Origin of the sequence: Gordonia tangerina, from assembly GCF_021556435.1 — a bacterium.
GTDB lineage: Bacteria > Actinomycetota > Actinomycetes > Mycobacteriales > Mycobacteriaceae > Gordonia > Gordonia tangerina.
Genome location: NZ_JAKGCU010000028.1, coordinates 12,741 through 33,210 on the forward strand (window position 1 = coordinate 12,741; position 20,470 = coordinate 33,210).

A 20,470-nucleotide genomic window follows, 5' to 3' on the forward strand; every position below is an offset into this window, starting at 1 on the left:
CGGAGGCCGACGGAACGCAGTTTCGCGGCCTCCGTGGGTCGAGTGGCTTGGGTTACTTGCGAGGGGTGTCGGCGCCGAGGGCGCGGGCGGGGCCGGTGGTGTAGTGCTCGCCGTCGAAGGCGGCGGGCAGGCCGGCGGCGAGGAAGGTGCCGATGCCGGGTTGATCCAGTGCGCTGAACATCGGATTGGTGCTCAGGTCGCCGTCGGCGACCACCTCGTCGAAGGTGCGGTAGCGCTGTGACAGCACCGACGACTTCTCCAGCGCCGCTGCCACGTCCGCTGTCGACCGGGCGGCAAACCAGGGGGCGATCAGCCCGTTGAGCACGGTGCGGTGCGTGAACCGGTCGTCCTCGCGGCCGAAGTCGGCGCCGAGTGCCTTCTCCACGGCGGCCACCGCATCACCGACTCCGGTGAGCTCCAGCAGGTCGCGGAAGTGTCGAGGTGTCAGCGCGACGATCATGAATCGGCCACCGTCTGCGGTGGCGAAATCGGTTCCGTACGTGCCGTACACGTCGTTTCCGGTGCCGGAGCGGCCGTGGCCGTTGACCTGCGGCTCGGTCAGATATCCCAGCGCGCTCGCGATCGACAGCGCGGTGTCCTCGAGCGGCAGCGTGATCTCTGCCCCGACGCCGGACTGTTCGCGACGCCGCACCGCGGACGAGATGGCCAGCGCCGCATACAGTCCGCAGGCCACATCCCAGGCCGGGAGCGCATGGTTGACCGGATCCGCAAGGGAGGTAGGGCCGGTGATGTGCGGGAATCCGAGGCCCGCGTTGACCGTATAGTCGACGCCCGGGGTGCCGTCGGTGCGGCCGAGGATCTCCACGGTGATGACATCGGGCCGCAGCGCCGAGAGGGTCTCGTGACTCATCCAGGATCGTCCGGCCTGATTGGTCAGCAGGATGCCGCCGCCGGGTCCCGAGTCGGTGACCATCCGCCGCACCATTCTCTGTCCGTCGTCGCTGCGCAGATCGGCGGTCACCGATCGTTTGCCCTTGTTGAGGCCGGTCCAGTAGATCGACTCGCCGTCTGCCGTCACCGGCCGCCGATGGACGTCGGCCGCACCGCCGATCGGGTCGACCCGGGTCACCTCGGCACCCAACTGCGACAACGTGAGTCCGGCCAGCGGGGAGGCGACGAAACTCGACACCTCGACGACGTGCAGACCGGCGAGGGGAGGGGCGGGGTTGGTCATGTGTGGGCTCCTCTGATCAGGCCATCAAGGCGCGAAAGCGCCAGTCGAGTACGGGACGTCGGGTTCCGTCGGGTTCCTCGGCCACCACCGTCGAGCGCAGTCCGAGGATGCCGCCGCCGGTGTCGAGTGTGGTGGCGGTCTCGACGTGTAGGTCGCTTGTGAGGGTGTCGCCCTCGTGCACCGGGCCGGTGTGATCGCACCCTTCCCAGTCCAGCACGGTCAGGAGGTTGGGTAGGGCTCGAGTGGCTTGGGCCAGCGCGAGGCCGATCGTGTGGCCGCCGTACACCAGTCGCCCCTGCTGCCCGACGCGGGCGTCATGGTGGGTGGCCGCGATGTTGAGGGTGAGTCGCGCGAGTTCGGGGGCGCTGGACACCACGTCCCCGCTCGAGGTGAAGACGGTGTCGCGCAGGTCTGGGGAGAAGTGCTGTCCGGGCAGAGAGTTTCGGTACTCGGACAGATCCCAGTCGGGCAGCACGGGTTCCGACGACGTGTCGCCGATGTCGGCGAGGTCGTCGGCGGCGGGTGTGCGGTCGGGTTTCGGGCCGGCGCTCAGCGGCAACATCGCGCATCGGTGGAAGTCCAGCACGCGTCGACCTTGTTGATCGGTGGTGACGATGTGCAGTGCGGCCAGCCCGGTCGGTGCCCGCCCCGGCTTGGCCGAGTTCTCCCGCAGTCCGACGACCTCGGTCGTGGTGGCGAGTGTGTCGCCGACGTGCGGGTACCGGAGAAATCGGAGTCCGCGATAGAACAGGTTGGCCTTGACGTGATGGGTGGCGAGAGTGGACTGGCCGATGGCCAGGTCGCAGACCAGCCCGGGGTGGGCGACCGGTGCTGCCACGCCCGTCACACGCCGGGCCAACTCCGTGTCGAGCGACAACCGCATTCGATCGCCCAGGATGGCCTGATGTGCGGCGGCCATTCCGTCGGTGATGGTGACCGAGGGCGCGTCGTCGAACCGTCGGCCGACGGCGAGGTCGTCGAAGTACGGCCCGCCCACGGCGACGACCCGGGTCATGCCGGACCCGCCTTGGCCAGCACACGCCGCGCCGAGACGGCCAGTGCCTCGTCGAGCATCCGGCCGTCGAGTTTCGCGGCTCCGTCGCCACGGTCGGCTGCCTCCTCGAGTGCCGCGAGTACGCGCCGTGCATCCTCGACGGACTCCGGATCGGGAGTGAAAATTTCTGTTGCCGAATCGATTTGGGAGGGATGGATGACCCATGTGCCGTCGAAGCCGAGGTCCCGGACCCAGGTCTTGGCGTTTCGGAATGCGTCGTCGTCGGCGATGGTCAGATGCGGCCCGTCGACCACGGACACGCCTGCCGCCCTGGCCGCGACGAGGACGCTCTCCTGGATCGGATGCCACACCGATGGTGGTGCCGACGGCCAGCGACCCAGTGCCGCACCGAGATCGGCGTAGCCGATGATGATCGCGGCCAGTCGGTCGGTGGCCGCGCACAGGTGCGCGACATCGCGGATGCCGGTGGGGGTCTCGACGAGGATCTGGAGCGCGGCGGGGGAGTCGCCGAGTAGTCGGTCTGCCTCCGTGAGGTGCTCGGGCGACTCGGCTTTCGGTACCACGGCGGCACTCAGGCCCCCGCCCATCGCCGCGCACGCCGCGAGGTCGTCGGTGAACCACTCGGTGTCGAAGGCGTTGACCCGGATGGACACCGGTCGCTGCGCTCCGAATTCGGCGACCAGGGCGGCGGCGGCCGTTCGGGCTGATTCCTTGTTCTCCGGGGTGACGGCGTCCTCGAGGTCCAGTACGACCTCATCGGCGGTTGACGCGAGCGCCTTGCGGGCCTTTCGGTCGTCGGAGGCGGGTGCGACGAGCACTGCTCGTCGTCGAACGGTCTGCATCGGCGAGCCTCGATCCGTTGGTCTCGATCGGCCGGGGTGCCATTGCGATGGCAAAATGTGCGGCCAAATATGGTCCTCTGACATTTACCAGATGCGCACTTCACTTGGAAAGTACTGCTCGAGTCTTGACAGAGTCGTACCCGGCGGTGAATATGGCCGTACAAATCGAATTGTCGAACACGCGGATATGGCGAGGTGGGTTATGGGTGGCTTGAACGCCGAGGAGTCGTTCCTGGTCGATACGGTGCGCGCGTTCATCGACCGCGACGTCAAGCCGACCGTGCAGGACGTGGAGCACGCGAACGAGTATCCGGAGCGCTGGATCGAGCAGATGAAGCAGATCGGCATCTACGGTCTGGCGGTGCCTGAGGAGTACGGCGGTTCGCCGGTGTCGATGCCGTGTTATGCGCAGGTCACTCAGGAATTGGCGCGCGGCTGGATGAGTCTGGCCGGGGCGATGGGCGGGCACACCGTGGTGGCCAAGTTGCTGACGCTGTTCGGTACCGAGGAACAGAAGCAGAACTACCTGCCCCGTCTGGCCACCGGCGAGATGCGGGCGACGATGGCGTTGACCGAACCGGGCGGGGGCTCGGATCTGCAAAACATGTCGACCGTGGCCAAGGCCGAAGGTGACGATCTGGTGATCTCCGGGTCGAAGACGTGGATCTCCAACGCCCGCCGTTCTGGACTGATCGCGTTGCTGTGCAAGACCGATCCGGCCGCCGAGCCCCGCCACCGCGGGATCTCGATCGTGTTGTGCGAGCACGGCCCCGGGCTGACGGTCTCGCGTGACCTACCGAAGCTCGGATACAAGGGCGTGGAGACCTGCGAGCTGTCCTTCGACGGCTACCGTGTGCCCGCCTCGGCAATCCTCGGCACGACGCCGGGCAAGGGCTTCGGGCAGATGATGAAGGGCTTGGAGACCGGACGCATCCAGGTCGCGTGTCGCGCCCTGGGTGTGGCGACCGCGGCGCTCGAGGACTCGTTGACCTATGCGCAGCAGCGGGAGTCGTTCGGTCGGCCGATCTGGAAACACCAGTCCATCGGCAACTATCTGGCCGACATGGCGACCAAACTGACCGCTGCGCGGCAACTGACCTGGCATGCCGCCGAACAGTACGACAAGGGTGAACGCTGCGACATGGAGGCGGGGATGGCCAAGCTCTACGCCTCCGAGATGGCCATGGAGATCGCCCTCAACGCGGTTCGGATTCACGGTGGCTACGGCTATTCCACCGAGTTCGACGTCGAACGGTACTTCCGGGACGCACCGCTGATGATCGTCGGTGAGGGCACCAACGAGATCCAGCGCAACGTGATCGCCGCCCAACTCGTTTCCCGGGGCGGCATCTGAGGGCCGATAGGATCAGCTCGATGAGCTCACGTGGTCTCGCCGAACCGGCCTACCGGGCGCTCGCCGCGACGTTGCGCGCGCAGATCGCCGAGGGACGCTATCGCGGCGGGGTGCGTCTGCCCACCGAGTCCGAACTCTCCGACGAATTCGGGTTGAGCCGGCAGACCGTCCGGCGCGCGTTCCAGGACCTGGTGGCCGAGGGGTCGGTGTATCGGGTGCCCGGCCGGGGCACCTTCGCCACCGAGGGGGCCGGGCGTTATCTTCGCCAACTCGGTTCCATCGAGGATCTGATGAACCTGTCGGCCGACACCACGATGGAAGTGGTGTCGGCGCCGCGTCGTCAGGTGGATCTGGACGCGGCCGGGCGGCTGCGTCTCGACACCGATCTGGTCCACCGGTTGACGTTTCGGCGATTTCACGACGGTGTGCCATTCGTGTCGACCACCGTGTGGTGGCCGGAATCGGTGGGACGGTTGGTGGCCGATCGCGACGAACTCGCCCACGGTGCCACCAGTACTCACACCATGATCGGGCTGTTGGAGCCGCATTTGCCGCATCCGATCACCGAGGCGGCGCAGTCGATCACGGTGGCGTCGGCCGATGCTGCGGTGGCCGAACAGGTGCAGTGCGCCGAGGGGCATGCGATGTTGCGGGTCGATCGGCTCTACACCGACGCGGCCGGCAACGCGGTAGAACTCGCGATCAGCCATTTCCTCCCCGAGCACTACACGTATCGGGTCACCCTCCGCCGCGGGGCCCGGTGACGCGCGACTCGAACCTCCCGTGCCACGGTCGGCCGGTGCCGTGAGCATTCCAGGCGAATCTGCCCGCAGAACCGCCATGCGACCTCATTAGGATGAGGCCTCATGAGCAGGACGCCATCGGACCGGGGCCGTGACACGCTGACGCGCGTCGCCGCCGGTGTCGTGGTGCCGGTGGTCGCGGTGGCCGCCCACGGGCTCGGTGCCGGCGCGCTCCCCTCGACCGGAGGCATGCTGCTCACCGCTGCCATCGGTGTCCTCACCACGCTGGCCATGGGCGATCTGCGACGTCGATCGACGCTGATGGCGACGCTGTCGGCGGTCATCGCGCTCACCGCGGCGCAGTTAGCTGCGCACGTGGCGATGTCGGTCGGGCATCCGGCGATGCACATCGACCAGCACGCCCTGCTCCCGATGACGGTGACGCACGCAATCGCCATCCCGGTCAGTGCGCTGCTCATCGTCGTGGCGGCCGGCCTACTCGCCGCGCTGACCTCGACAATTCGCGCGATCACCGTCATATCGGTCATCGCATCCCACACTGTTGCGGCGATCAGTCGCGAGATGTTCCGGTCGGGTGGCGCGCTGGTCATCGGTGGCTGCGGCGTACGAGCCCCGCCCGGTAGGTCCTGATTCCTCGACATCGATGCCTGGCAGCGTTTCGGCTCGCCGGGCATACCCCTTCGCCGGCATCGGCCGGCGCGAGCACCGGGGCGCTGAGGTGCCCGCACAGACAGGACTTCTCACCATGAACAACCGCATGATCCGATGCCTCGCGGCACCCGCCGCAGCCTTGTCCATCGCCGCCGCCGGCACGCTGGCCGGTGCCGGCGCGGCCGCAGCCCACGTGTCGGCCACCGCGCCCACCCTCACCCAGGGCGGCTACGGCGTGGTGACACTCGTGGTTCCCAACGAATCCGAGACCGCCGCCACCACCACACTCACCGTTACCCTGCCGAACCTGAAGTCCGCCCGACCCGAGGTGATGTCGGGCTGGCGGTCCACGGTGACCAAGGACCCGTCCACCGAGGAGGTCACCTCGATCACCTGGTCCGCGCTGCCGGGCACCCCCGGGGTCCCCGTCGGAGAGTTCGCGCAGTTCCGTATCTCGGGCGGACCGTTCCCGGAGGAGGACAGCATCGCCCTGCCCGCAACCCAGACCTACGGCGACGGCGAGGAGGTCTCGTGGTCGGAGCCGATGGGCGCCGATGGTGCGGAACCCGACCACCCCGCGCCGGTGCTGACGTTGCCGGTCGCCGATGGCGACGGTGGCCACCACGGCACGGGTTCGGCGTCCGACGAGACCACTGCCGAGGCCGCCGACTCGTCCACCGATGACACCGCACGGTGGCTCGGCGGCATCGGACTGATCGTCGGTGCGCTCGGTGCGGTCTTCGGCGTGGCCGCCTTGACCCGCGCCGGCCGCGCTGCCAAGTCGTCCGGCACCGGTGAGAGCGGCTCCGATGATGCGTAGCAGTCGGATGATCACCACTGCCGTCGCAGTCGTGGCGGGGGTGTTGTGCTCCGCCCTGTTCGGCGTCGTCACCGCGCCCGAGGCGCACGCCCATTCGCAGGTGGTCTCATCGGACCCCGACGACGGAGCCCGGGTGGAGTCGAGTCCGGCGCGGGCCACCGTAACCTTCAACGAGCCGCTCCAGGAAGCCTTTGCGGTGCTGACCGTGGTGGGCCCGGACGGCAATTACTGGCAGGACGGCGACGCCGTCGTCGACGGCCCACGGCTCAGTGTCGGCTTGCGTGAACCGGGGCCAACCGGTACCTACACGCTCAACTATCGGGTGACCTCGGCCGACGGACATCCCGTCGACGGACAGCGCAGCTTCGAGCTGACCGTCGCCGGGTCCGGGACGCCTGGACCGGTCGCCGACACCGCGGCCGACTCCGGCGACGACGGTCCACCGCTGTGGCCGTTCATCGTCGTGGCAGTGCTGGTGCTCGTCGGTGGACTCGGCGTGGTCGTCGTACTGTCGCGGCGGTCGGGCCGGTCGGTATGACGGTGCGATGAACACGACGGCGGGACGCCGCGGGCCTGTGCATCAGCGGCAGCGGGCGGCGGCCATCGCCGCGGCGTCGGCCGCGATGTTCGTCGGTCTCGGCGGATGCTGGCTGCTTGCGGCTCCCGCCGGCCCGGCCGCGACGTCATTGCCCAACACGGTCGCGCTGGCGGCCGCGGTGCTCCTCGTGGGTCTCGGTTCGCTCCCGGTTCTCGGGCTCGTGCCGTCGCCGGTGGCGGTGGGTGTGGCCGGTGCGGCCTGGTTCGTCGGGGTCGCGGTGGCGGCCTGGCTGCGAACCGCCGATCAGTCGGGTCGGGCACCGACCGCCGTGGGGCTAGGTCAGTTCGTCGACACGCTGCGGGCCGGGGCCCCCGAGATGGTCACTCTGGTCGCCTCGTGTCTGGTGGTCGGGCTGGTGTGTGTGGAGCTCACCGGCCGCGCGGCACCACCTGCAGCTTCCTATGCGCTGCTGGCCGGCGTCGGAGTGCTCGCGACGTCGATCACCGGCCACCCTGGCCAACACGCGATCGGGCCGATCCTGGTCGGTGCGCATGCGCTTGCCGCCGCCTGGTGGTGCGGCACCCTGGCCGCGATGGTGCTCGTCGTCCGCGGGCGCCGGGGCTGGGCCTCGGCGTTGCCGGAGTTCTCTTCCCGCGCACTGTGGGCGGTCGCGGGGATCGCGACGACGGGGCTGATCAGCGCTGCGCTGCAGATCGGCCTCGGCGACCTGCTCGACACCGGTTATGGTCGCGTCCTGCTGGCCAAGGCGGTAGGCCTGGTGATCCTCATCGGGCTGGGCGTGTACGCGCGGCGCCGTTGGGTTCCCGGCGTCGACCGGCATCAGCTCAGCGAGGCCACCTCGTTGCGTTTGGCGACAGTGGAACTCGCGGTGATGGGTGTGGTGCTCGGGCTGGCCGTGGGCCTCGCGGGCACCGCACCCTGAGCGGGTTGCCGTATCTGTCGATGCGCTCGGTGTTCGACGGTTCAGCGCGGCTGGTCCCACACGGTCAGCAGTTCGGTGATGATCTCCACGGAGAGGCCGAGAGCGCCGAGGTGGCTCTCGCCGTGCATGGTGAACAACTTGGCATCGGGGAGCATGGCCACCATGTGTTCGCCGTGTGCGTGGGGGATGATGTGGTCGCGGTCGCCGTGCCACCAACGCACCGGCACGGTCACCTCGGACACGCGGAAGCCCCAGTCCCGGGAGAACACCACGATGTCGGCAAACGGCGCCTCCATCCGACGGGAGCCGCCGTGCAATAGGTCGTCGAGGAACATCGCGCGGAATTCCGGCCGCGACAACAACTCTCGATCCCCTTCCGGGGACAATCGGCCATAGATCGCGATCGCCGGGTCGGCGATCGGACGGGCGACGCCGAGTACCGAGCTGACCACCTTGCCGATCGGCGCGCCGGCAACACCGAGCACCGGCGCCGCCGCGCGCCCGAGTCGCATGGCGCCGCCGGGCGCGGAATCGGGACCGACGGTGGGGGCGACCCCACCGAGGACACCTGCGGCGACGACCCGGTCGGGGAAGGTGTGCGCGACACCGAGGGCATACGGGCCACCGCCGGACAGACCGATGACCGCGAACTCCTCGATACCGAGTGCGTCGGCGACGATCTCGAGGTCCAACGCGAACTCGGCCACGTTGCGGTACCGGTACGGCGTGGACGAACCGACCCCGGGCCGGTCGAGGCCGACGATGCGCAGTCCGTGCTGCGCGGCGAACGCCCTCGCCTCGGTCGGGATCTGTCGTCGTGCGCCCGGAGTGCCGTGTAGCCAGAACAGTGCGCGTCCGGTGGCCGAACCGAACTCGGCGAACCCGATACGACGCTGTCCGTCGTCTCCGACGGTCACTGACCCCTCGATCTTGGGGCGGTCGATGTCCATCATGTCCTCGAGCATCCCACGTTCGCGTGTGTTGTGGATCACGCGGCCTTCTCTCCGCTGCCGATTCGAGAGCCGCCGAGGTTCCGCCTGAACCGATTGTTCACCCGAAACCGCGCCCGCCGCGGCTCGGATCGCGAAGACTGGAAGCGTCCGGGGGATCCGTTGAGACGACAGGTGGTGTGAGATGTCAGATCAGAAGTTCACAGCGGCGGTGGTCACCGCGTTCGGCGATCCGCTCGAAGTCACCGAACTCGACCTCCCCGAACCGGGCCCCGGCCAGGCGCTGGTGAAACTGGAGACCTCAGGGGTCTGCCACACCGACCTGCACGCCGCACACGGCGACTGGCCGGTCAAGCCGTCACCACCGTTCGTGCCCGGGCACGAGGGTTACGGGACGGTGGTTGCCCTCGGCCCCGGCGTCACCGAATTGATGGTGGGCGACAAGGTCGGCAACGCGTGGCTGTGGTCGGCATGCGGGAGCTGCGAGTATTGCCGGACAGGCTGGGAGACGCTGTGCGAGAAGCAGAGCAACGGTGGTTACTCGGTGAACGGGTCCTTCGGGACGCACATGCTCGTCGACGAGCGATTCGCCGCGCGGATCCCGGATGGGGTCGACCCGGTGGAGGTCGCCCCGATCCTGTGCGCCGGGGTCACCGTCTACAAGGGGCTCAAGGTGTCCGACACCAAACCCGGGCAGTGGGTGGTGATCTCCGGAATCGGCGGACTCGGTCACGTTGCCGTGCAGTACGCGAAGGCGATGGGCATGCGGGTGGCGGCCGTGGACATCGCCGACGACAAGCTGGACCTCGCCCGCCACCTCGGCGCCGAGGTGACCGTGAACGCCGCGAAGACCACTGATGTGGCGGTCGCGGTGCAAGAACAGACCGGTGGCGCCCACGGCGTGCTCGTCACCGCAGTCCATCCGCAGGCATTCGGTCAGGCCATCGGCATGGCCCGGCGCGGCGGAACCATCGTGTTCGTCGGCCTGCCGCCGGGCGATTTCCCCGCGCCGATCTTCGACGTGGTGCTCAAAGGACTCACCATCCGGGGCTCGATCGTGGGTACCCGGCAGGACATGACCGAGGCGCTCGACTTCTACGCACGCGGGCTGATCAAGCCGACCGTCGCGACGATGCGACTCGACGAGATCAACGAGGTCTTCGGGCGGATGGAGAAGGGTGCGATCGAGGGTCGGATGGTCATCGACTATCGGTGAGCGTCCGCTGAGGTGAGCACAGCAGATTCTCAACCGAAAGCGCGTAGCGTCGAGTCCATGAGTTCTCAGTTCGTCCGCGGCGTGGGTCGGGCATTCGGTCATGTGCTGCGGCCGTATCCGGCGCGCGACGTCCCGCCCGGGACGATGGTCGAGCTCCCGGACCGGGGCCCGGTGTTCGTCACCGACTCCGGACCGCGCGATGCACCCGCGGTGTTTCTGCTGCACTCGGTGCTGACCACCGGGCTGCTCTGCTGGTATCCGGTCATCCCGGAGCTGAACAAGCGATACCGGGTGATCACGATGGATCAGCGCTGGCACGGCCGCGGCATCCGATCCGACCGGTTCGATCTGCGCGACTGCGCCGACGACGTCGCGGCCCTCGCCGACGAACTCGGCATCGAGAGGTTCACCGCCGCCGGTTTCTCCATGGGCGGCGGTATCGCCCAACTGGTCTGGCGACGCCATCGCCGGCGGGTCTCGGGACTGGTGTTGTGCTCGACGGGCCCGTACTTCAGCACCAACGACCCGGACCTGCGCGCCCAATCGCATCGCACCGGACGACTGATGACCGGTATGTACCGGGCACTCCCGAAACCACGGCTCAACCGGCTCGACGATCCCGTCGGTCACACCTCGGTGTGGGCGCTGCGGCAGTTCTTCTCCACCCCGCTGTCGCACCTGGGCCACTTCGGGGAGGGCCTGGGCGGCTTCGACTCCCGCGGCTGGCTGGCCGAGATCGATGTCCCGACGTCGGTGGTCGTCTCGGTGCGTGACCGTGTCGTGGAGCCTGCGCGCCAGCAACTGCTGATAGACGGCATCCCGGCGGCTCGCCGTTTCGAGGTCGACGGCGGGCACGCGTGCTGTGTGTTGGGCGCGCAGTTCTTCATCCCGCCGTTCGTCGACGCGGTCGATGCGGTGCAGGACGCCAGTGCGCCGGTACCCCCGACGCCGGAGGATGCCTCGCTCAGTCCACGATGACCACGTGCAGGGCCCGCGGGCCGTGGACGCCTTCCACCCGGTCCAGCTCGATGTCGCTGGTCGCGCTGGGGCCGCTGATCCAGGTCTGCGGGCGGCTCTGCGCACCGATCCCGATGAGGTGAGCGACCGCTTCCGGGACGTCGCTGACCACCTGGCCGGCATCCACGATGCACACGTGCACATCCGGCACAAGCGACAAGGCCCGCCGGCCCTGTCCGGAGCTGTGGTCGAGCACGATGGTGCCGGTGTTGGCGATTCCGACCGCGGCGGTCGTCACCACGGCTCCGGCGCGGTCCAGTTCGCGGGGCGACAGCTGATCGTCGTCGAGCCAGTCGAGCGTGGGGAGGTCGAGGCGGCGGCGCACCGTGTCGTCGGCCAAGATCGGGCCACCCACCCCCGACAGGGCCGCGCTGACGGCGGCTGCCAACTCGTGCTCTGCGACGCGTTCGACGGCAGCGCGATAGTCGGCGACGCGCTCGGCGAAACGGTCGACCACCGGAAGGGCGCCGGTGTCGACGATCTCACCGTAGGACCAGTCCACCCGCGTCTCGGCGGGATCGGGATCGGTGACGTCGGCGAGCGCGGCTCTGACCCGGCTGAGGATTTCCTCGCGGGCGTTCACTGGGCGGCCCCGGGCTCATCGGCCTTCTCGGACCGTTCGCGCTTCCACCACTGTCGGAAGGATTCGGCCGGCGGGACCGGGATGTCGCGGGCCGAACTCCATCCCGCGAGCGGACCGGGCAGCGCGCCGATGCTCGCGCGGCGGCCCAGCAGGCGGTTGCCCACCGTCGCCGCCCGCTGTGCGGCCTCGAGTCGGCGATGACTCCCGAACATCCACGCCATTGCCTTCATCGCACCCGTCTCGGGGGTAGGCATGCCGCCCCGGTGTTCGTCGACGACGCGGGTGCGCAGATGTACCAACAGTTCTGGGATGGGGATGGCGACCGGGCACACATCCGAGCATGCGCCGCAGAGGCTCGACGCGAAGGGCAACGAGGCGTCGACGGCCGAACCGGTGCCGCGCAGTTGCGGGGTGAGGATCGCGCCGATCGGGCCGGGATACACCGAACCGTAGGCGTGCCCACCGGTTCGCTCGTACACCGGGCAGACGTTGAGGCACGCCGAGCAGCGAATGCACCGCAACGCATCGCGACCCACTTCGTCGGCGAGAACGGTGCTGCGATTGTTGTCGAGCAACACGATGTGCACGTTGCGGGGCCCGTCGCCGGGGGTGACCCCTGTCCACACCGACGTGTACGGGTTCTCCCGCTCGCCGGTGCTCGAGCGGGGCAACACCTGTAGAAAGACCTCGAGATCTGCCCAGGTCGGTAGCAGCTTTTCGATACCCACCACGGAGATCACCGTCTCGGGCAAGGTCAGGCACATCCGGCCGTTGCCCTCGGACTCCACCACGACGAGGCTACCGGTGTCGGCTATCGCGAAGTTGGCGCCGCTGATCCCGACCTTCGCCCGAAGGAACTTCTCCCGTAGGTGAAGCCGAGCGGCCTCGGCCAGCCGGCGTGGCTCATCGGTGAGGTCGTCGGGAGCGGGCCGTCCCACCTGACCCATGCGATGCCGGAATATCTCCCGGACCTCACTTCGATTACGGTGGATCGCGGGCACGAGGATGTGACTGGGCCAGTCGTCGCCGAGTTGCACGATCAGCTCCGCGAGATCGGTTTCCCAGGCGTCGATTCCGGCATCGGCGAGTGCTTCGTTGAGCTCGATCTCCTGGGTGGCCATCGATTTCACCTTCACCACCTCGTCGGCTTCGGCCGCGCGCACGAGGTCGATGACGATGCGGTTGGCCTCCTCGGCGTCACGAGCCCAGTGCACCACCGCGCCGGCGGCAGTGGCGTTCTCCTCGAACCGCATCAGATGTTGATCGAGATGTCGCAGGGTCCGGTCCTTGATGGCTGCTGCGGCGGCGCGCAATTGCTCCCAGTTGTCCAGCTCGGCGACGACCTCGGCACGTTTGGTTCGGATGATCCCCGTCGCGTGGGCGAGGTTGCGCCGCTGGGTGGCGTCTGCCAACGCCGAACGCGCCGCGTCCGGGAACGTCGGCATGCCGACGAACTGGGTGGTTACCCCGACATGGGGATGACCACCGGTCGTCGACCGGGCGCTCACACCGGCTCCCGCTCGGTGGCGGCCAGGATCTCGGCCAGATGCATCGTGCGGATGCCCGACCGTTCTCGGTTCAGTAGTCCGCCGATGTGTGCCAGGCAGGAGTTGTCACCGGCGACGACCACCTCGGCGCCGGAGCGTTTCACATTGCTGCACTTGTCCGATCCCATCGAGACCGAGACGTCGGCGTTCTTCATCGCGAACGTGCCCCCGAAGCCGCAGCAGTGCTCGGCCTCGGGCAATTCGACGAGGTCGATGCCGCGAACCTCCCGCAGCAGTCGCAACGGCTTGTCCCCGACGCGCAGCATCCGCAGGGAGTGGCACGTCGGGTGATAGGTGACCCGATGCGGGAAATAGGCTCCGACGTCTACTGTTCCGAGCACGTCGATGAGGAACTCGCTGAGCTCATACACCTTTGGTGCGATGGTGTCGACGGCCGAGCGCAGTGTGTGATCGTCGGCCCGGTCGGCGATCAGGCGGTGCTGGTGGCGCACCGAGCCGACGCAGGAACCCGAGGGGGCCACCACGGCGTCGTACGCGGCGAACACATCGACGAAGCGGCGGACACCGGGGATCGCCTCGTCGGCATAGCCGGTGTTGGTGAACATCTGCCCACAACAGGTTTGCTCGAGAGGGAACTCCACATCGACACCGAGGCGTTCGAGCAGCAGCACCGTGGCCTTCGGGGTGCCCGGCCACATCGTGTCGTTGAAGCAGGTGGCGAACAGGGCGACCCTCATTCTGCGATCATCCCTGACCCGGTGGACGAGCGCAGCCCGATGGCCGAATGTGCGCCGGACCCCACACGTCCGGTCTACGTGCATTTGGCTGTTTGTGGCGAAAAATGTAGGGCAGTCGTTTACCATGCGAGAGCACCGAATTGGTCATCCTCAGCACGGCGTCAGTCGCGAGCAGTCCCCGACGCGCCGGAATACAAGGCGGTTTCACCTTGCGTACCAACGGCTCTCATGTTTCCGTCAGATCGCAGACCAGTCAATCAGGTGAGGGTGGTTCGAGGAAGCGATATCGCTTGGCTGCTCCGCTGATCGCCGCGTTGGCCGTGGTGCTGGCCGGCAGCATCACGGTCCCGGCCTTTGGTGCGCCCGGCGACTCGGTGGGCGGGGCGGTGCGCCCGTCGACCGGCAACGGCGCCGGGTGGGCGGTCACCGCTGCGGTGTCGGGGTCGCCATCGCAGGCCGCGCGGGTGGTGGGTCGCGCGACCACGTCGCCCAACGGATCCTTTGTCGTGCCGGTGTCCGCGAGTCCGGGACCAGGTGCCGTGCTGTATCTGACTGCGAAGGCGCCGGGGCAGGGCAACCGGCCGACTTTCGCCACCGTGCTGCCGGCCGGCCATTCTGGACGGGTGGTGCTCAACGAGCGCACCACGGTGGCGACCGGTGTGGCGATGGCGCAGTTCCTCGGCACGCCGGGCATCACCGGTCGCGCGCCGGGCGTGGTCAATGCCGCGTCGATGGTGCCGAACCTGGTCGATGTCGCGACTGGCCGGCTGGGCCGGGTGATCACCAGTTCACCCAACGGCGGACAGACCTCGACACTTGCCACCTTCACCTCGATGACCAACATGCTCGCCGCCTGCGTCGCGGCGACATCGGGTTGTGATGCCCTGCGCGCGGGAGCGACCACCCCGGGCTGGCCGGTGCCGCCGGACAGCTTGCGGGCGTTCGCCTCGATCACCCGCAACCCGGGCAACAAGCCACTGGAGCTGTTCACCCTGGCCAAAACCCGACCGGTGTTCGGGCCGGGTGTCGCCCTGCCGCCCACGTCCTGGACGTTGGCGCTGCGCTTCGACGGTGGCGGCGGCCTGATCGACGGTCCCGGCAACTTCGCCATCGATCCGGAGGGCAACCTGTGGGTCAACAACAACTACGTCTACAACTCGGACCGGCGGGTTCCCGTGTGTGCCAGCGACATGCTGTTCAAGTTCGGACCTGACGGCGCGATGGTCGACGGATCACCGTACCGGGGCGGTGGTCTTTCGGGGTCAGGTTTCGGTGTCACGCTCGGCCCGTCGGGCAACGTGTGGGCCAGCAACTACGGATTCGCCGCACCCGGGTGCCCCGATCAGCCACCGCACAACTCGGTGTCCGAGTTCACTCCACAGGGGCAGCCGATCTCGCCGTCCACCGGGTACACGCAGGGACGCCTGGACTGGCCGCAGGGCATGACCTTCGACCGGCGCGGCAGTCTCTGGATGGCCAACTGTGGGTCGGGCACGGTCACGGTGTACCCCGATGGTGACCGGTCCCGCGCACGCACCATCGACGCCGGACTGAAGCAGGCATTCGGTGTGGTCGACAACGGCGAGCATGTCTTCGTCAGCGGTATGGAGAGCAACAATGTCGCGGTGTTGGATTACACGGGTAAGCCCGTGCGGCCCCCGTTGACCGGGATGTTCCAGAAGCCGATGGGGGTGGCGGCCGACAAGGCCGGGAACGTGTGGGTGGCCAACTCGGGGGCGGTGACCCTGCCGTGTCCCGAGCGTCCCAGCACACCGTCCACGATCGGCTCGGTCAGCTTGATCAGCCCGGACGGACAGCCGGTGGCCGGACCGTTCTACGGTGGCGGCGCGACTCTGCCGTGGGGAATCGCGACCGATGGTGACGGCAATGTGTGGGTCGCCAACTTCGGTGGCAAACGGCTGTCACATTTCTGCGGCGTCAACACCCGGACCTGCCCGCCCGGAAAGAGGACCGGAGCGCCGATCTCGCCGGAGATCACCGGCTATGCCTTCGACGGACTTGTCCGCAATACCGGTGTGGCGGTGGATCAGTCGGGCAATGTGTGGGTCGCCAACAACTGGGACGAGGTGCCCATCCAGAGCAACCCGGGTGGCCACCACATCGTCGCCTTCGTGGGAATGGCGGCGCCGGTTCAGCACTAGTTTCCGCAGGGCACGGGATGATCGCTGTCACCGGGTGACCACTGGCCGGATCGGGAACGTAGCCGACGTCGGCCGACAACGATGGTGCCCCCACCAGGGCTCGAACCTGGGACCTGCGGATTACTAATCTGCGTTTGTGTGGGTTCGGGAGAGTCTTGAATGATGTTGCCGCCGAGCGTATCTACCGCGTCTTGCGTTCATCGTCGTCTCTGTGAATCTGTGCCGATCTGTGCCTATTTTCGATGAATAAGTGATGGATCAGCGGACGATCTTGTCGATCGCTGCGGCTACCTCGGTGTGGACCGAACCACGCTTCCAGTACACGTCCTGTGTCATGGATGGCCGAGCATGGCCGAGCTGGTCAGCACCGATCCGAGCGGAGAGGCCAGCATCGTCGATGACCGTGGCAAGGGTCTTGCGCCACGAGTGGGATGTCACCTGGTCGAGGTCGAACAATCCGCGTGCTCGCCGCCACTGCTTGTTGAAGTTGTCCGGGTCGCGCAGACCACCCGACGTCGAGGGAAAGACCCAGGTATCCGAAATCCGAGACGTGCGGCGTGCCCGGAGCGCAGCAACCACGAACGCCGGTAGCGGCACGGTGCGGCCGGGTGCGCCGCTCTTGGTGGCCGGCAGCCACACGAGGCCGTCGCCCTTGATCCGAACGACGCGGCCACTGATATTGGCGGTTGCGTGATCAAGGTCGATGTCTGACCAACGCATTCCTAGTACTTCGCTACGACGGACACCAGTCCCGATCAGTGTCAGGACCGGATCGCGGAGGTCTGCTCTGCGGCAGTACGCCGAGGTACGGACCCGCTTGTATGCTCGCAGCACTTCCGTCGGATCGAGTGCCGGGGCACCCTTGGGGCCTTCGCTCTTGCGCCTGGTCCGGCCGAGTTCACGCATGGGGTTGGTGTCGATGGCCTTCGCCATTACGGCGCGGGTCAGGACTGCGTTGAGCACTGCGCGCACGGCGCGTTCGCGGTCGCCGTGTGCCTGGCGGATGCCGGCGAGGAGGTCGTGTAGTAGCGCGGGGTCGAGGTCGCTGACCTTGAGGCCGGCCATCCGCGGTCGAGCAACGAGCACGGCGCGTTCGTAGACGTCGATGGATACCGGTGATAGCTCACCGGCTTCGCGTAGTCGGGCGACGTGGTCTTTCATGAGGTCCACGACGAGGGTTGATGCGGATACGTCGGCGGTGGGCGGTCGGCGGCCGTCGAGTGCGGCGACAAGGGCCGCTTCCGCCTTGTCCCCGTACTTGTCGGTGGAGCCTGTTGGTGTTCTGCGTTCGACGATGCGGGTGACGCCGTCGCGGTCTCGGAAGCGGCAGCGTGCCAGCCAGACCCCGGAGCCGAGGTCGGTTCGGGTGATCTTTCCGTGCTGTCCGATCCGCAGCGGCGGTCTACCTGCCATCGGCTACTTCACCTCGTATCTCGGCGGCTACACGCCTCGCGCGCTCGATCGAGGCTTTTGATGCCGCCCGCGAGGCTTCGCGAATCGGTTCCTGAATCTGCTCAGGGTACAAGTACGGTTCGATGGTGTCGCCGCGTCGTATCGCTCGAACGACCGCATCCACTAGGTTCTTTCGCGCGAGATTGGCGAGCCTGACGGCGGTGTCTACCTCAAGGCCCTCGCTATGCTTGGCAGCAAGGGTGTCGGCGACGCGAAACTCGGCCATGGACCACTCCGCTAGCGCCTCTTCAATCTTCCGTGCTGACCCCACTCGCGTTACGTCTGCAAGTTCGTGCGGGTCGAACCAGACACTACCGTCCGCCTCTTCTACGAGTGCCAGTTCTCCTGAGAACCATTGTGCCGCTACGAATGCGCGCTCGGTGTGGCCCGGCCATGCCTCGGCGAATCCATCGGGAAGATTCGGGTAGATCAGTTCGAGCGGCGGCACCCGCAATGCCCGTGCGAGCACGATGAGTTCTGTAACAGTGGGCTCGCGTTCGCCCTCTTCCATCTTGCCGATGGCGACGCGATGGATTCTGTGTCCGACCTTTTCGGTTAGCGCAGATAGCTTTACAGCGCTTAGGGATTGGGCTTCGCGTGCGGCCCTGATCGCTGCCCCCATCGCCGGGACTAGGGGAGTGGTGTCATCCATGGCGACATCATTTCATAAATCCTGGTGCGTTTCATTGCAGGTTTTTTGGTGTTCATGCTACCGTCGGAGTCAGCGACAGGATATCGATTATCTGTCGCGGTACGTGACACACTACGTCGCGGTTTCCGACAACTGAACTTCTCAGGAAAGGACCAACCTCTATGACAACGGTCGATAACCCGGTGCCCCAACCGGCGAGCATTCCGAACTTGAATGACTGGAAAGAGACTGGTGACAAGATCCGGGCGTCGCGTTCCACAGTCTTCGGTCTGTGGCATTCCGGCGCACTCGGCTCGGTCAAGGTGCGCAAGCGGCGATTTAGCACCGATCAGCAGATTGCCGACTTCATCGATCGTCAGTCGACCGGCGGAGCAGCCTGATGCCGTTCATGCAAGACGACCGGGACCGTATCGAGGATCTCGGACTCGACCCGAACGGCGATCAGACGGAGGACCTTCGGCGTAACGCCGAATTGGTCGAGGCCGCGAAGCGGGTCCTCCGCAGCGACACTCCGCCTACACGTTTCAGTGAGCTGGTCGACCGAATGGCGGCAGCAGCCCAAGAAAGTGGCCCCGGATCTGCGCCAACAGATTCCGAGGCCGATGTTTCCAACCCCACCGTTTAGAAGAAGGAAAGCTGATGCAAAGCGTACACACCCCGCCAACCGTCGCTCAACTGCAGAAGTTCAGGCGTCATGGCCATGGCGCCTACAAGTTGGCGATCTGTGGCGAATGCGGCACAGTGCGGCAGTGCCGGCAGCCGCGAAATCGCGAACACGAACGCAACACCGGACAGCTGAAGTGCTCGCACTGCGAGGCCATCACCACCCACGCGTTGATCACAGGCTTCGACTATGACGAGACGCGCTACGCACTCGCACTCGGGATGCCCGATGATCGGGGCAACAAGTCGGTGGCCGCGATGGACGCGTACCGGGAGAACTTCACGACCAACCCGCTCCTTCGCCACATCTGGTGGACGAAAGACGAGCGGGAAGCCCGTGAGCGAGGCGAGCCGCGCGTCAGGGCTTTCTGCGGCGAACTCACGGCACTCCCCGAGGTTCCGCGTGATAACTCGTTCACCGGGCCGGCCCCGGCCCCGGCTGGCGACACTCTCGATGGCCGATCGTATGACCCCGATGATGTCGGTGAGTGGCGGGCGATGAGTTGCCCGAACTGTCATCGGGTTGACGCTCATCTCGAGGCGGTGTCGCGACGGAAGGCGTTGCGGCAACTGATGATGACCGCCCTGGCGGAGTTGCTTGATGCGCCTCGCGCACACCTCTACGACCCTCACAGCGAAGCTCTGATCGACGCCTTGCGCGCCGTGCACGGGGAGGTCTCCCAGTGACCGACAATCCGATGCCCGATCGGTTCTTGATTGTTGGTGACGACGGCCAACCGTCGGCAGTGGTCGACATGAAACGGCTTCAGGACGATGCCCTGCAGTTCATGTTCGAACTCGCAGCCTCGGCGGGTGACGATCCGAAGACCGACGAGATTTGGGAACGCTGGCTGACATCACGGTCGGTTGACGAGTTCAACTATCTGATTGCGGCGGTCTTGCCGATGATGCTCAGCAATGTCTTGGCTCCGGCGCTGGATGTGGCGAAAGAGACTACCGGGCATGACTTCCGGGCGAAGCTGGGGGAACTGGCGACCGAGGCCGGTGGTCCGCGATGAGCAAGGACATTGACCCGAGGACGGCGTTCGTCAAACGCGAAGCCGACGGCGAATATTACTTGAACGATGCGGCTACCGCACTGCTGATGGGGGTCAACCCGGACGTGCTCACCCAGCACTACCAGCGATCGGGCTCGCGGGATGCCATGTCATTGCCGGTGACGTTGCGGCAAGCCGGAATCCGCCGAAACAAGGAATTCGCGGCGCTGACCAACTCAGCCGAACCGGATATGGGTGACGCCTTGATTCACTACGCCCAACAGGACGGCGTGGAGTTGATATTCGAGGACGCCACAGGCGAACGGATCACGCTCGCGCCCAAACCATTCTGGCGACGTGATGGAGGTGATAGCCACAACTGACCTGATCGTTCTTCCGCTGTGGGGTTA

The 20,470-nt window shown here is 67.0% G+C and carries 23 protein-coding genes; 14 read left to right on the top strand and 9 right to left on the bottom strand.

What is annotated here, in order from left to right; translation table 11 throughout:
• Positions 1-52: 52 nt before the first annotated feature.
• The 3 genes from L1892_RS21200 to L1892_RS21210 are packed head-to-tail and all read right to left on the bottom strand — an operon-like array spanning position 53 to position 3,052.
• Positions 53-1,195, bottom strand: coding sequence for a CoA transferase (locus L1892_RS21200; protein ID WP_235725752.1), 1,143 nt, complete (start codon positions 1,193-1,195; stop codon positions 53-55).
• A 16-nt stretch (positions 1,196-1,211) separates the two neighbouring features.
• Positions 1,212-2,210, bottom strand: a complete 999-nt coding sequence (locus L1892_RS21205) for a MaoC family dehydratase (protein ID WP_235725753.1) — start codon at positions 2,208-2,210, stop codon at positions 1,212-1,214.
• A complete protein-coding gene (locus L1892_RS21210) occupies positions 2,207-3,052 on the bottom strand; it encodes an HpcH/HpaI aldolase/citrate lyase family protein (RefSeq protein WP_235725754.1) in 846 nt (281 codons plus the stop codon). The genes L1892_RS21205 and L1892_RS21210 overlap by 4 nt, the downstream gene beginning before the upstream one ends.
• 202 nt (positions 3,053-3,254) lie before the next feature.
• Between L1892_RS21210 and L1892_RS21215 the strand changes: the two genes are divergently transcribed.
• The 6 genes from L1892_RS21215 to L1892_RS21240 all read left to right on the top strand — a co-directional run bounded on the left by L1892_RS21215 (position 3,255) and on the right by L1892_RS21240 (position 8,122).
• Positions 3,255-4,406: an acyl-CoA dehydrogenase family protein gene (locus L1892_RS21215; RefSeq protein WP_235725757.1), complete on the top strand. Its 1,152-nt coding sequence runs from the start codon at positions 3,255-3,257 to the stop codon at positions 4,404-4,406.
• Positions 4,407-4,426: 20 nt separating this feature from the next.
• On the top strand, positions 4,427-5,170 hold the full coding sequence (locus tag L1892_RS21220) for a GntR family transcriptional regulator (protein WP_235725758.1): 744 nt from the start codon (positions 4,427-4,429) through the stop codon (positions 5,168-5,170).
• 102 nt (positions 5,171-5,272) lie between these two features.
• Complete coding sequence (locus tag L1892_RS21225; RefSeq protein WP_235725759.1) at positions 5,273-5,800, top strand: YtxH domain-containing protein; 528 nt, start codon at positions 5,273-5,275, stop codon at positions 5,798-5,800.
• Positions 5,801-5,915: 115 nt separating this feature from the next.
• Entirely contained in the window at positions 5,916-6,641 is a 726-nt protein-coding gene (locus tag L1892_RS21230; protein ID WP_235725760.1) for a DUF1775 domain-containing protein, read from the top strand.
• A gap of 7 nt (positions 6,642-6,648) precedes the next feature.
• On the top strand, positions 6,649-7,179 hold the full coding sequence (locus L1892_RS21235) for a copper resistance CopC family protein (protein ID WP_235725762.1): 531 nt from the start codon (positions 6,649-6,651) through the stop codon (positions 7,177-7,179).
• A gap of 7 nt (positions 7,180-7,186) precedes the next feature.
• Entirely contained in the window at positions 7,187-8,122 is a 936-nt protein-coding gene (locus L1892_RS21240; RefSeq protein ID WP_235725763.1) for a CopD family protein, read from the top strand.
• Positions 8,123-8,163: 41 nt separating this feature from the next.
• Here the strand turns inward: L1892_RS21240 and L1892_RS21245 are convergent, their stop codons facing one another.
• Positions 8,164-9,075, bottom strand: coding sequence for an alpha/beta fold hydrolase (locus L1892_RS21245; RefSeq protein WP_235725802.1), 912 nt, complete (start codon positions 9,073-9,075; stop codon positions 8,164-8,166).
• Between the two features lie 181 nt (positions 9,076-9,256).
• Here L1892_RS21245 and adhP point away from each other — a divergent pair, with 181 nt between their 5' ends.
• Together adhP and L1892_RS21255 are read left to right on the top strand one after the other, a co-directional pair.
• Complete coding sequence (gene adhP, locus L1892_RS21250) at positions 9,257-10,288, top strand: alcohol dehydrogenase AdhP (RefSeq protein WP_235725766.1); 1,032 nt, start codon at positions 9,257-9,259, stop codon at positions 10,286-10,288.
• Between the two features lie 57 nt (positions 10,289-10,345).
• Positions 10,346-11,266: an alpha/beta fold hydrolase gene (locus L1892_RS21255; protein WP_235725768.1), complete on the top strand. Its 921-nt coding sequence runs from the start codon at positions 10,346-10,348 to the stop codon at positions 11,264-11,266.
• Here the strand turns inward: L1892_RS21255 and L1892_RS21260 are convergent.
• The 3 genes from L1892_RS21260 to L1892_RS21270 are packed head-to-tail and all read right to left on the bottom strand — an operon-like array spanning position 11,253 to position 14,133.
• Entirely contained in the window at positions 11,253-11,888 is a 636-nt protein-coding gene (locus L1892_RS21260) for a LutC/YkgG family protein (protein ID WP_235725769.1), read from the bottom strand. The genes L1892_RS21255 and L1892_RS21260 overlap by 14 nt on opposite strands.
• A complete protein-coding gene (locus tag L1892_RS21265; RefSeq protein ID WP_235725803.1) occupies positions 11,885-13,333 on the bottom strand; it encodes a LutB/LldF family L-lactate oxidation iron-sulfur protein in 1,449 nt (482 codons plus the stop codon). Before L1892_RS21265 ends, L1892_RS21260 begins: the two co-directional genes overlap by 4 nt.
• Positions 13,334-13,392: 59 nt before the next feature.
• Entirely contained in the window at positions 13,393-14,133 is a 741-nt protein-coding gene (locus L1892_RS21270) for a (Fe-S)-binding protein (RefSeq protein WP_235725770.1), read from the bottom strand.
• A 290-nt stretch (positions 14,134-14,423) separates the two neighbouring features.
• Between L1892_RS21270 and L1892_RS21275 the strand changes: the two genes are divergently transcribed.
• Positions 14,424-16,295 (top strand): NHL repeat-containing protein, encoded by a 1,872-nt coding sequence (locus L1892_RS21275; RefSeq protein WP_235725771.1) that lies wholly within the window; start codon positions 14,424-14,426, stop codon positions 16,293-16,295.
• Between the two features lie 258 nt (positions 16,296-16,553).
• Here L1892_RS21275 and L1892_RS21280 read toward each other — a convergent pair whose 3' ends face one another.
• Positions 16,554-17,708, bottom strand: a complete 1,155-nt coding sequence (locus L1892_RS21280; RefSeq protein ID WP_235725772.1) for a tyrosine-type recombinase/integrase — start codon at positions 17,706-17,708, stop codon at positions 16,554-16,556.
• Complete coding sequence (locus L1892_RS21285; protein ID WP_235725773.1) at positions 17,698-18,399, bottom strand: helix-turn-helix domain-containing protein; 702 nt, start codon at positions 18,397-18,399, stop codon at positions 17,698-17,700. The genes L1892_RS21280 and L1892_RS21285 overlap by 11 nt, the downstream gene beginning before the upstream one ends.
• Before the next feature lie 161 nt (positions 18,400-18,560).
• Here L1892_RS21285 and L1892_RS21290 point away from each other — a divergent pair, with 161 nt between their 5' ends.
• The 5 genes from L1892_RS21290 to L1892_RS21310 are packed head-to-tail and all read left to right on the top strand — an operon-like array spanning position 18,561 to position 20,443.
• Complete coding sequence (locus L1892_RS21290; RefSeq protein ID WP_235725807.1) at positions 18,561-18,779, top strand: hypothetical protein; 219 nt, start codon at positions 18,561-18,563, stop codon at positions 18,777-18,779.
• On the top strand, positions 18,779-19,024 hold the full coding sequence (locus L1892_RS21295; RefSeq protein ID WP_235725774.1) for a hypothetical protein: 246 nt from the start codon (positions 18,779-18,781) through the stop codon (positions 19,022-19,024). The genes L1892_RS21290 and L1892_RS21295 overlap by 1 nt, the downstream gene beginning before the upstream one ends.
• A 14-nt stretch (positions 19,025-19,038) precedes the next feature.
• Positions 19,039-19,749, top strand: a complete 711-nt coding sequence (locus tag L1892_RS21300) for a hypothetical protein (protein WP_235725775.1) — start codon at positions 19,039-19,041, stop codon at positions 19,747-19,749.
• Positions 19,746-20,081, top strand: coding sequence for a hypothetical protein (locus L1892_RS21305; protein ID WP_235725776.1), 336 nt, complete (start codon positions 19,746-19,748; stop codon positions 20,079-20,081). The genes L1892_RS21300 and L1892_RS21305 overlap by 4 nt, the downstream gene beginning before the upstream one ends.
• Positions 20,078-20,443, top strand: coding sequence for a hypothetical protein (locus tag L1892_RS21310; RefSeq protein ID WP_235725777.1), 366 nt, complete (start codon positions 20,078-20,080; stop codon positions 20,441-20,443). The genes L1892_RS21305 and L1892_RS21310 overlap by 4 nt, the downstream gene beginning before the upstream one ends.
• The last annotated feature ends 27 nt before the right edge of the window (positions 20,444-20,470 follow it).

Bases quoted from the DNA above. Each gene is read 5' to 3' on its own strand.
- L1892_RS21200 (WP_235725752.1), bottom strand. From the start codon at position 1,195: ATGACCAACCCCGCCCCTCCCCTCGCCGGTCTGCACGTCGTCGAGGTG.
- L1892_RS21205 (WP_235725753.1), bottom strand. From the start codon at position 2,210: ATGACCCGGGTCGTCGCCGTGGGCGGGCCGTACTTCGACGACCTCGCC.
- L1892_RS21210 (WP_235725754.1), bottom strand. From the start codon at position 3,052: ATGCAGACCGTTCGACGACGAGCAGTGCTCGTCGCACCCGCCTCCGAC.
- L1892_RS21215 (WP_235725757.1), top strand. From the start codon at position 3,255: ATGGGTGGCTTGAACGCCGAGGAGTCGTTCCTGGTCGATACGGTGCGC.
- L1892_RS21220 (WP_235725758.1), top strand. From the start codon at position 4,427: ATGAGCTCACGTGGTCTCGCCGAACCGGCCTACCGGGCGCTCGCCGCG.
- L1892_RS21225 (WP_235725759.1), top strand. From the start codon at position 5,273: ATGAGCAGGACGCCATCGGACCGGGGCCGTGACACGCTGACGCGCGTC.
- L1892_RS21230 (WP_235725760.1), top strand. From the start codon at position 5,916: ATGAACAACCGCATGATCCGATGCCTCGCGGCACCCGCCGCAGCCTTG.
- L1892_RS21235 (WP_235725762.1), top strand. From the start codon at position 6,649: ATGATCACCACTGCCGTCGCAGTCGTGGCGGGGGTGTTGTGCTCCGCC.
- L1892_RS21240 (WP_235725763.1), top strand. From the start codon at position 7,187: ATGAACACGACGGCGGGACGCCGCGGGCCTGTGCATCAGCGGCAGCGG.
- L1892_RS21245 (WP_235725802.1), bottom strand. From the start codon at position 9,075: ATGATGGACATCGACCGCCCCAAGATCGAGGGGTCAGTGACCGTCGGA.
- adhP (WP_235725766.1), top strand. From the start codon at position 9,257: ATGTCAGATCAGAAGTTCACAGCGGCGGTGGTCACCGCGTTCGGCGAT.
- L1892_RS21255 (WP_235725768.1), top strand. From the start codon at position 10,346: ATGAGTTCTCAGTTCGTCCGCGGCGTGGGTCGGGCATTCGGTCATGTG.
- L1892_RS21265 (WP_235725803.1), bottom strand. From the start codon at position 13,333: ATGCCGACGTTCCCGGACGCGGCGCGTTCGGCGTTGGCAGACGCCACC.
- L1892_RS21270 (WP_235725770.1), bottom strand. From the start codon at position 14,133: ATGAGGGTCGCCCTGTTCGCCACCTGCTTCAACGACACGATGTGGCCG.
- L1892_RS21280 (WP_235725772.1), bottom strand. From the start codon at position 17,708: ATGGCAGGTAGACCGCCGCTGCGGATCGGACAGCACGGAAAGATCACC.
- L1892_RS21285 (WP_235725773.1), bottom strand. From the start codon at position 18,399: ATGGATGACACCACTCCCCTAGTCCCGGCGATGGGGGCAGCGATCAGG.
- L1892_RS21290 (WP_235725807.1), top strand. From the start codon at position 18,561: ATGACAACGGTCGATAACCCGGTGCCCCAACCGGCGAGCATTCCGAAC.
- L1892_RS21295 (WP_235725774.1), top strand. From the start codon at position 18,779: ATGCCGTTCATGCAAGACGACCGGGACCGTATCGAGGATCTCGGACTC.
- L1892_RS21300 (WP_235725775.1), top strand. From the start codon at position 19,039: ATGCAAAGCGTACACACCCCGCCAACCGTCGCTCAACTGCAGAAGTTC.
- L1892_RS21310 (WP_235725777.1), top strand. From the start codon at position 20,078: ATGAGCAAGGACATTGACCCGAGGACGGCGTTCGTCAAACGCGAAGCC.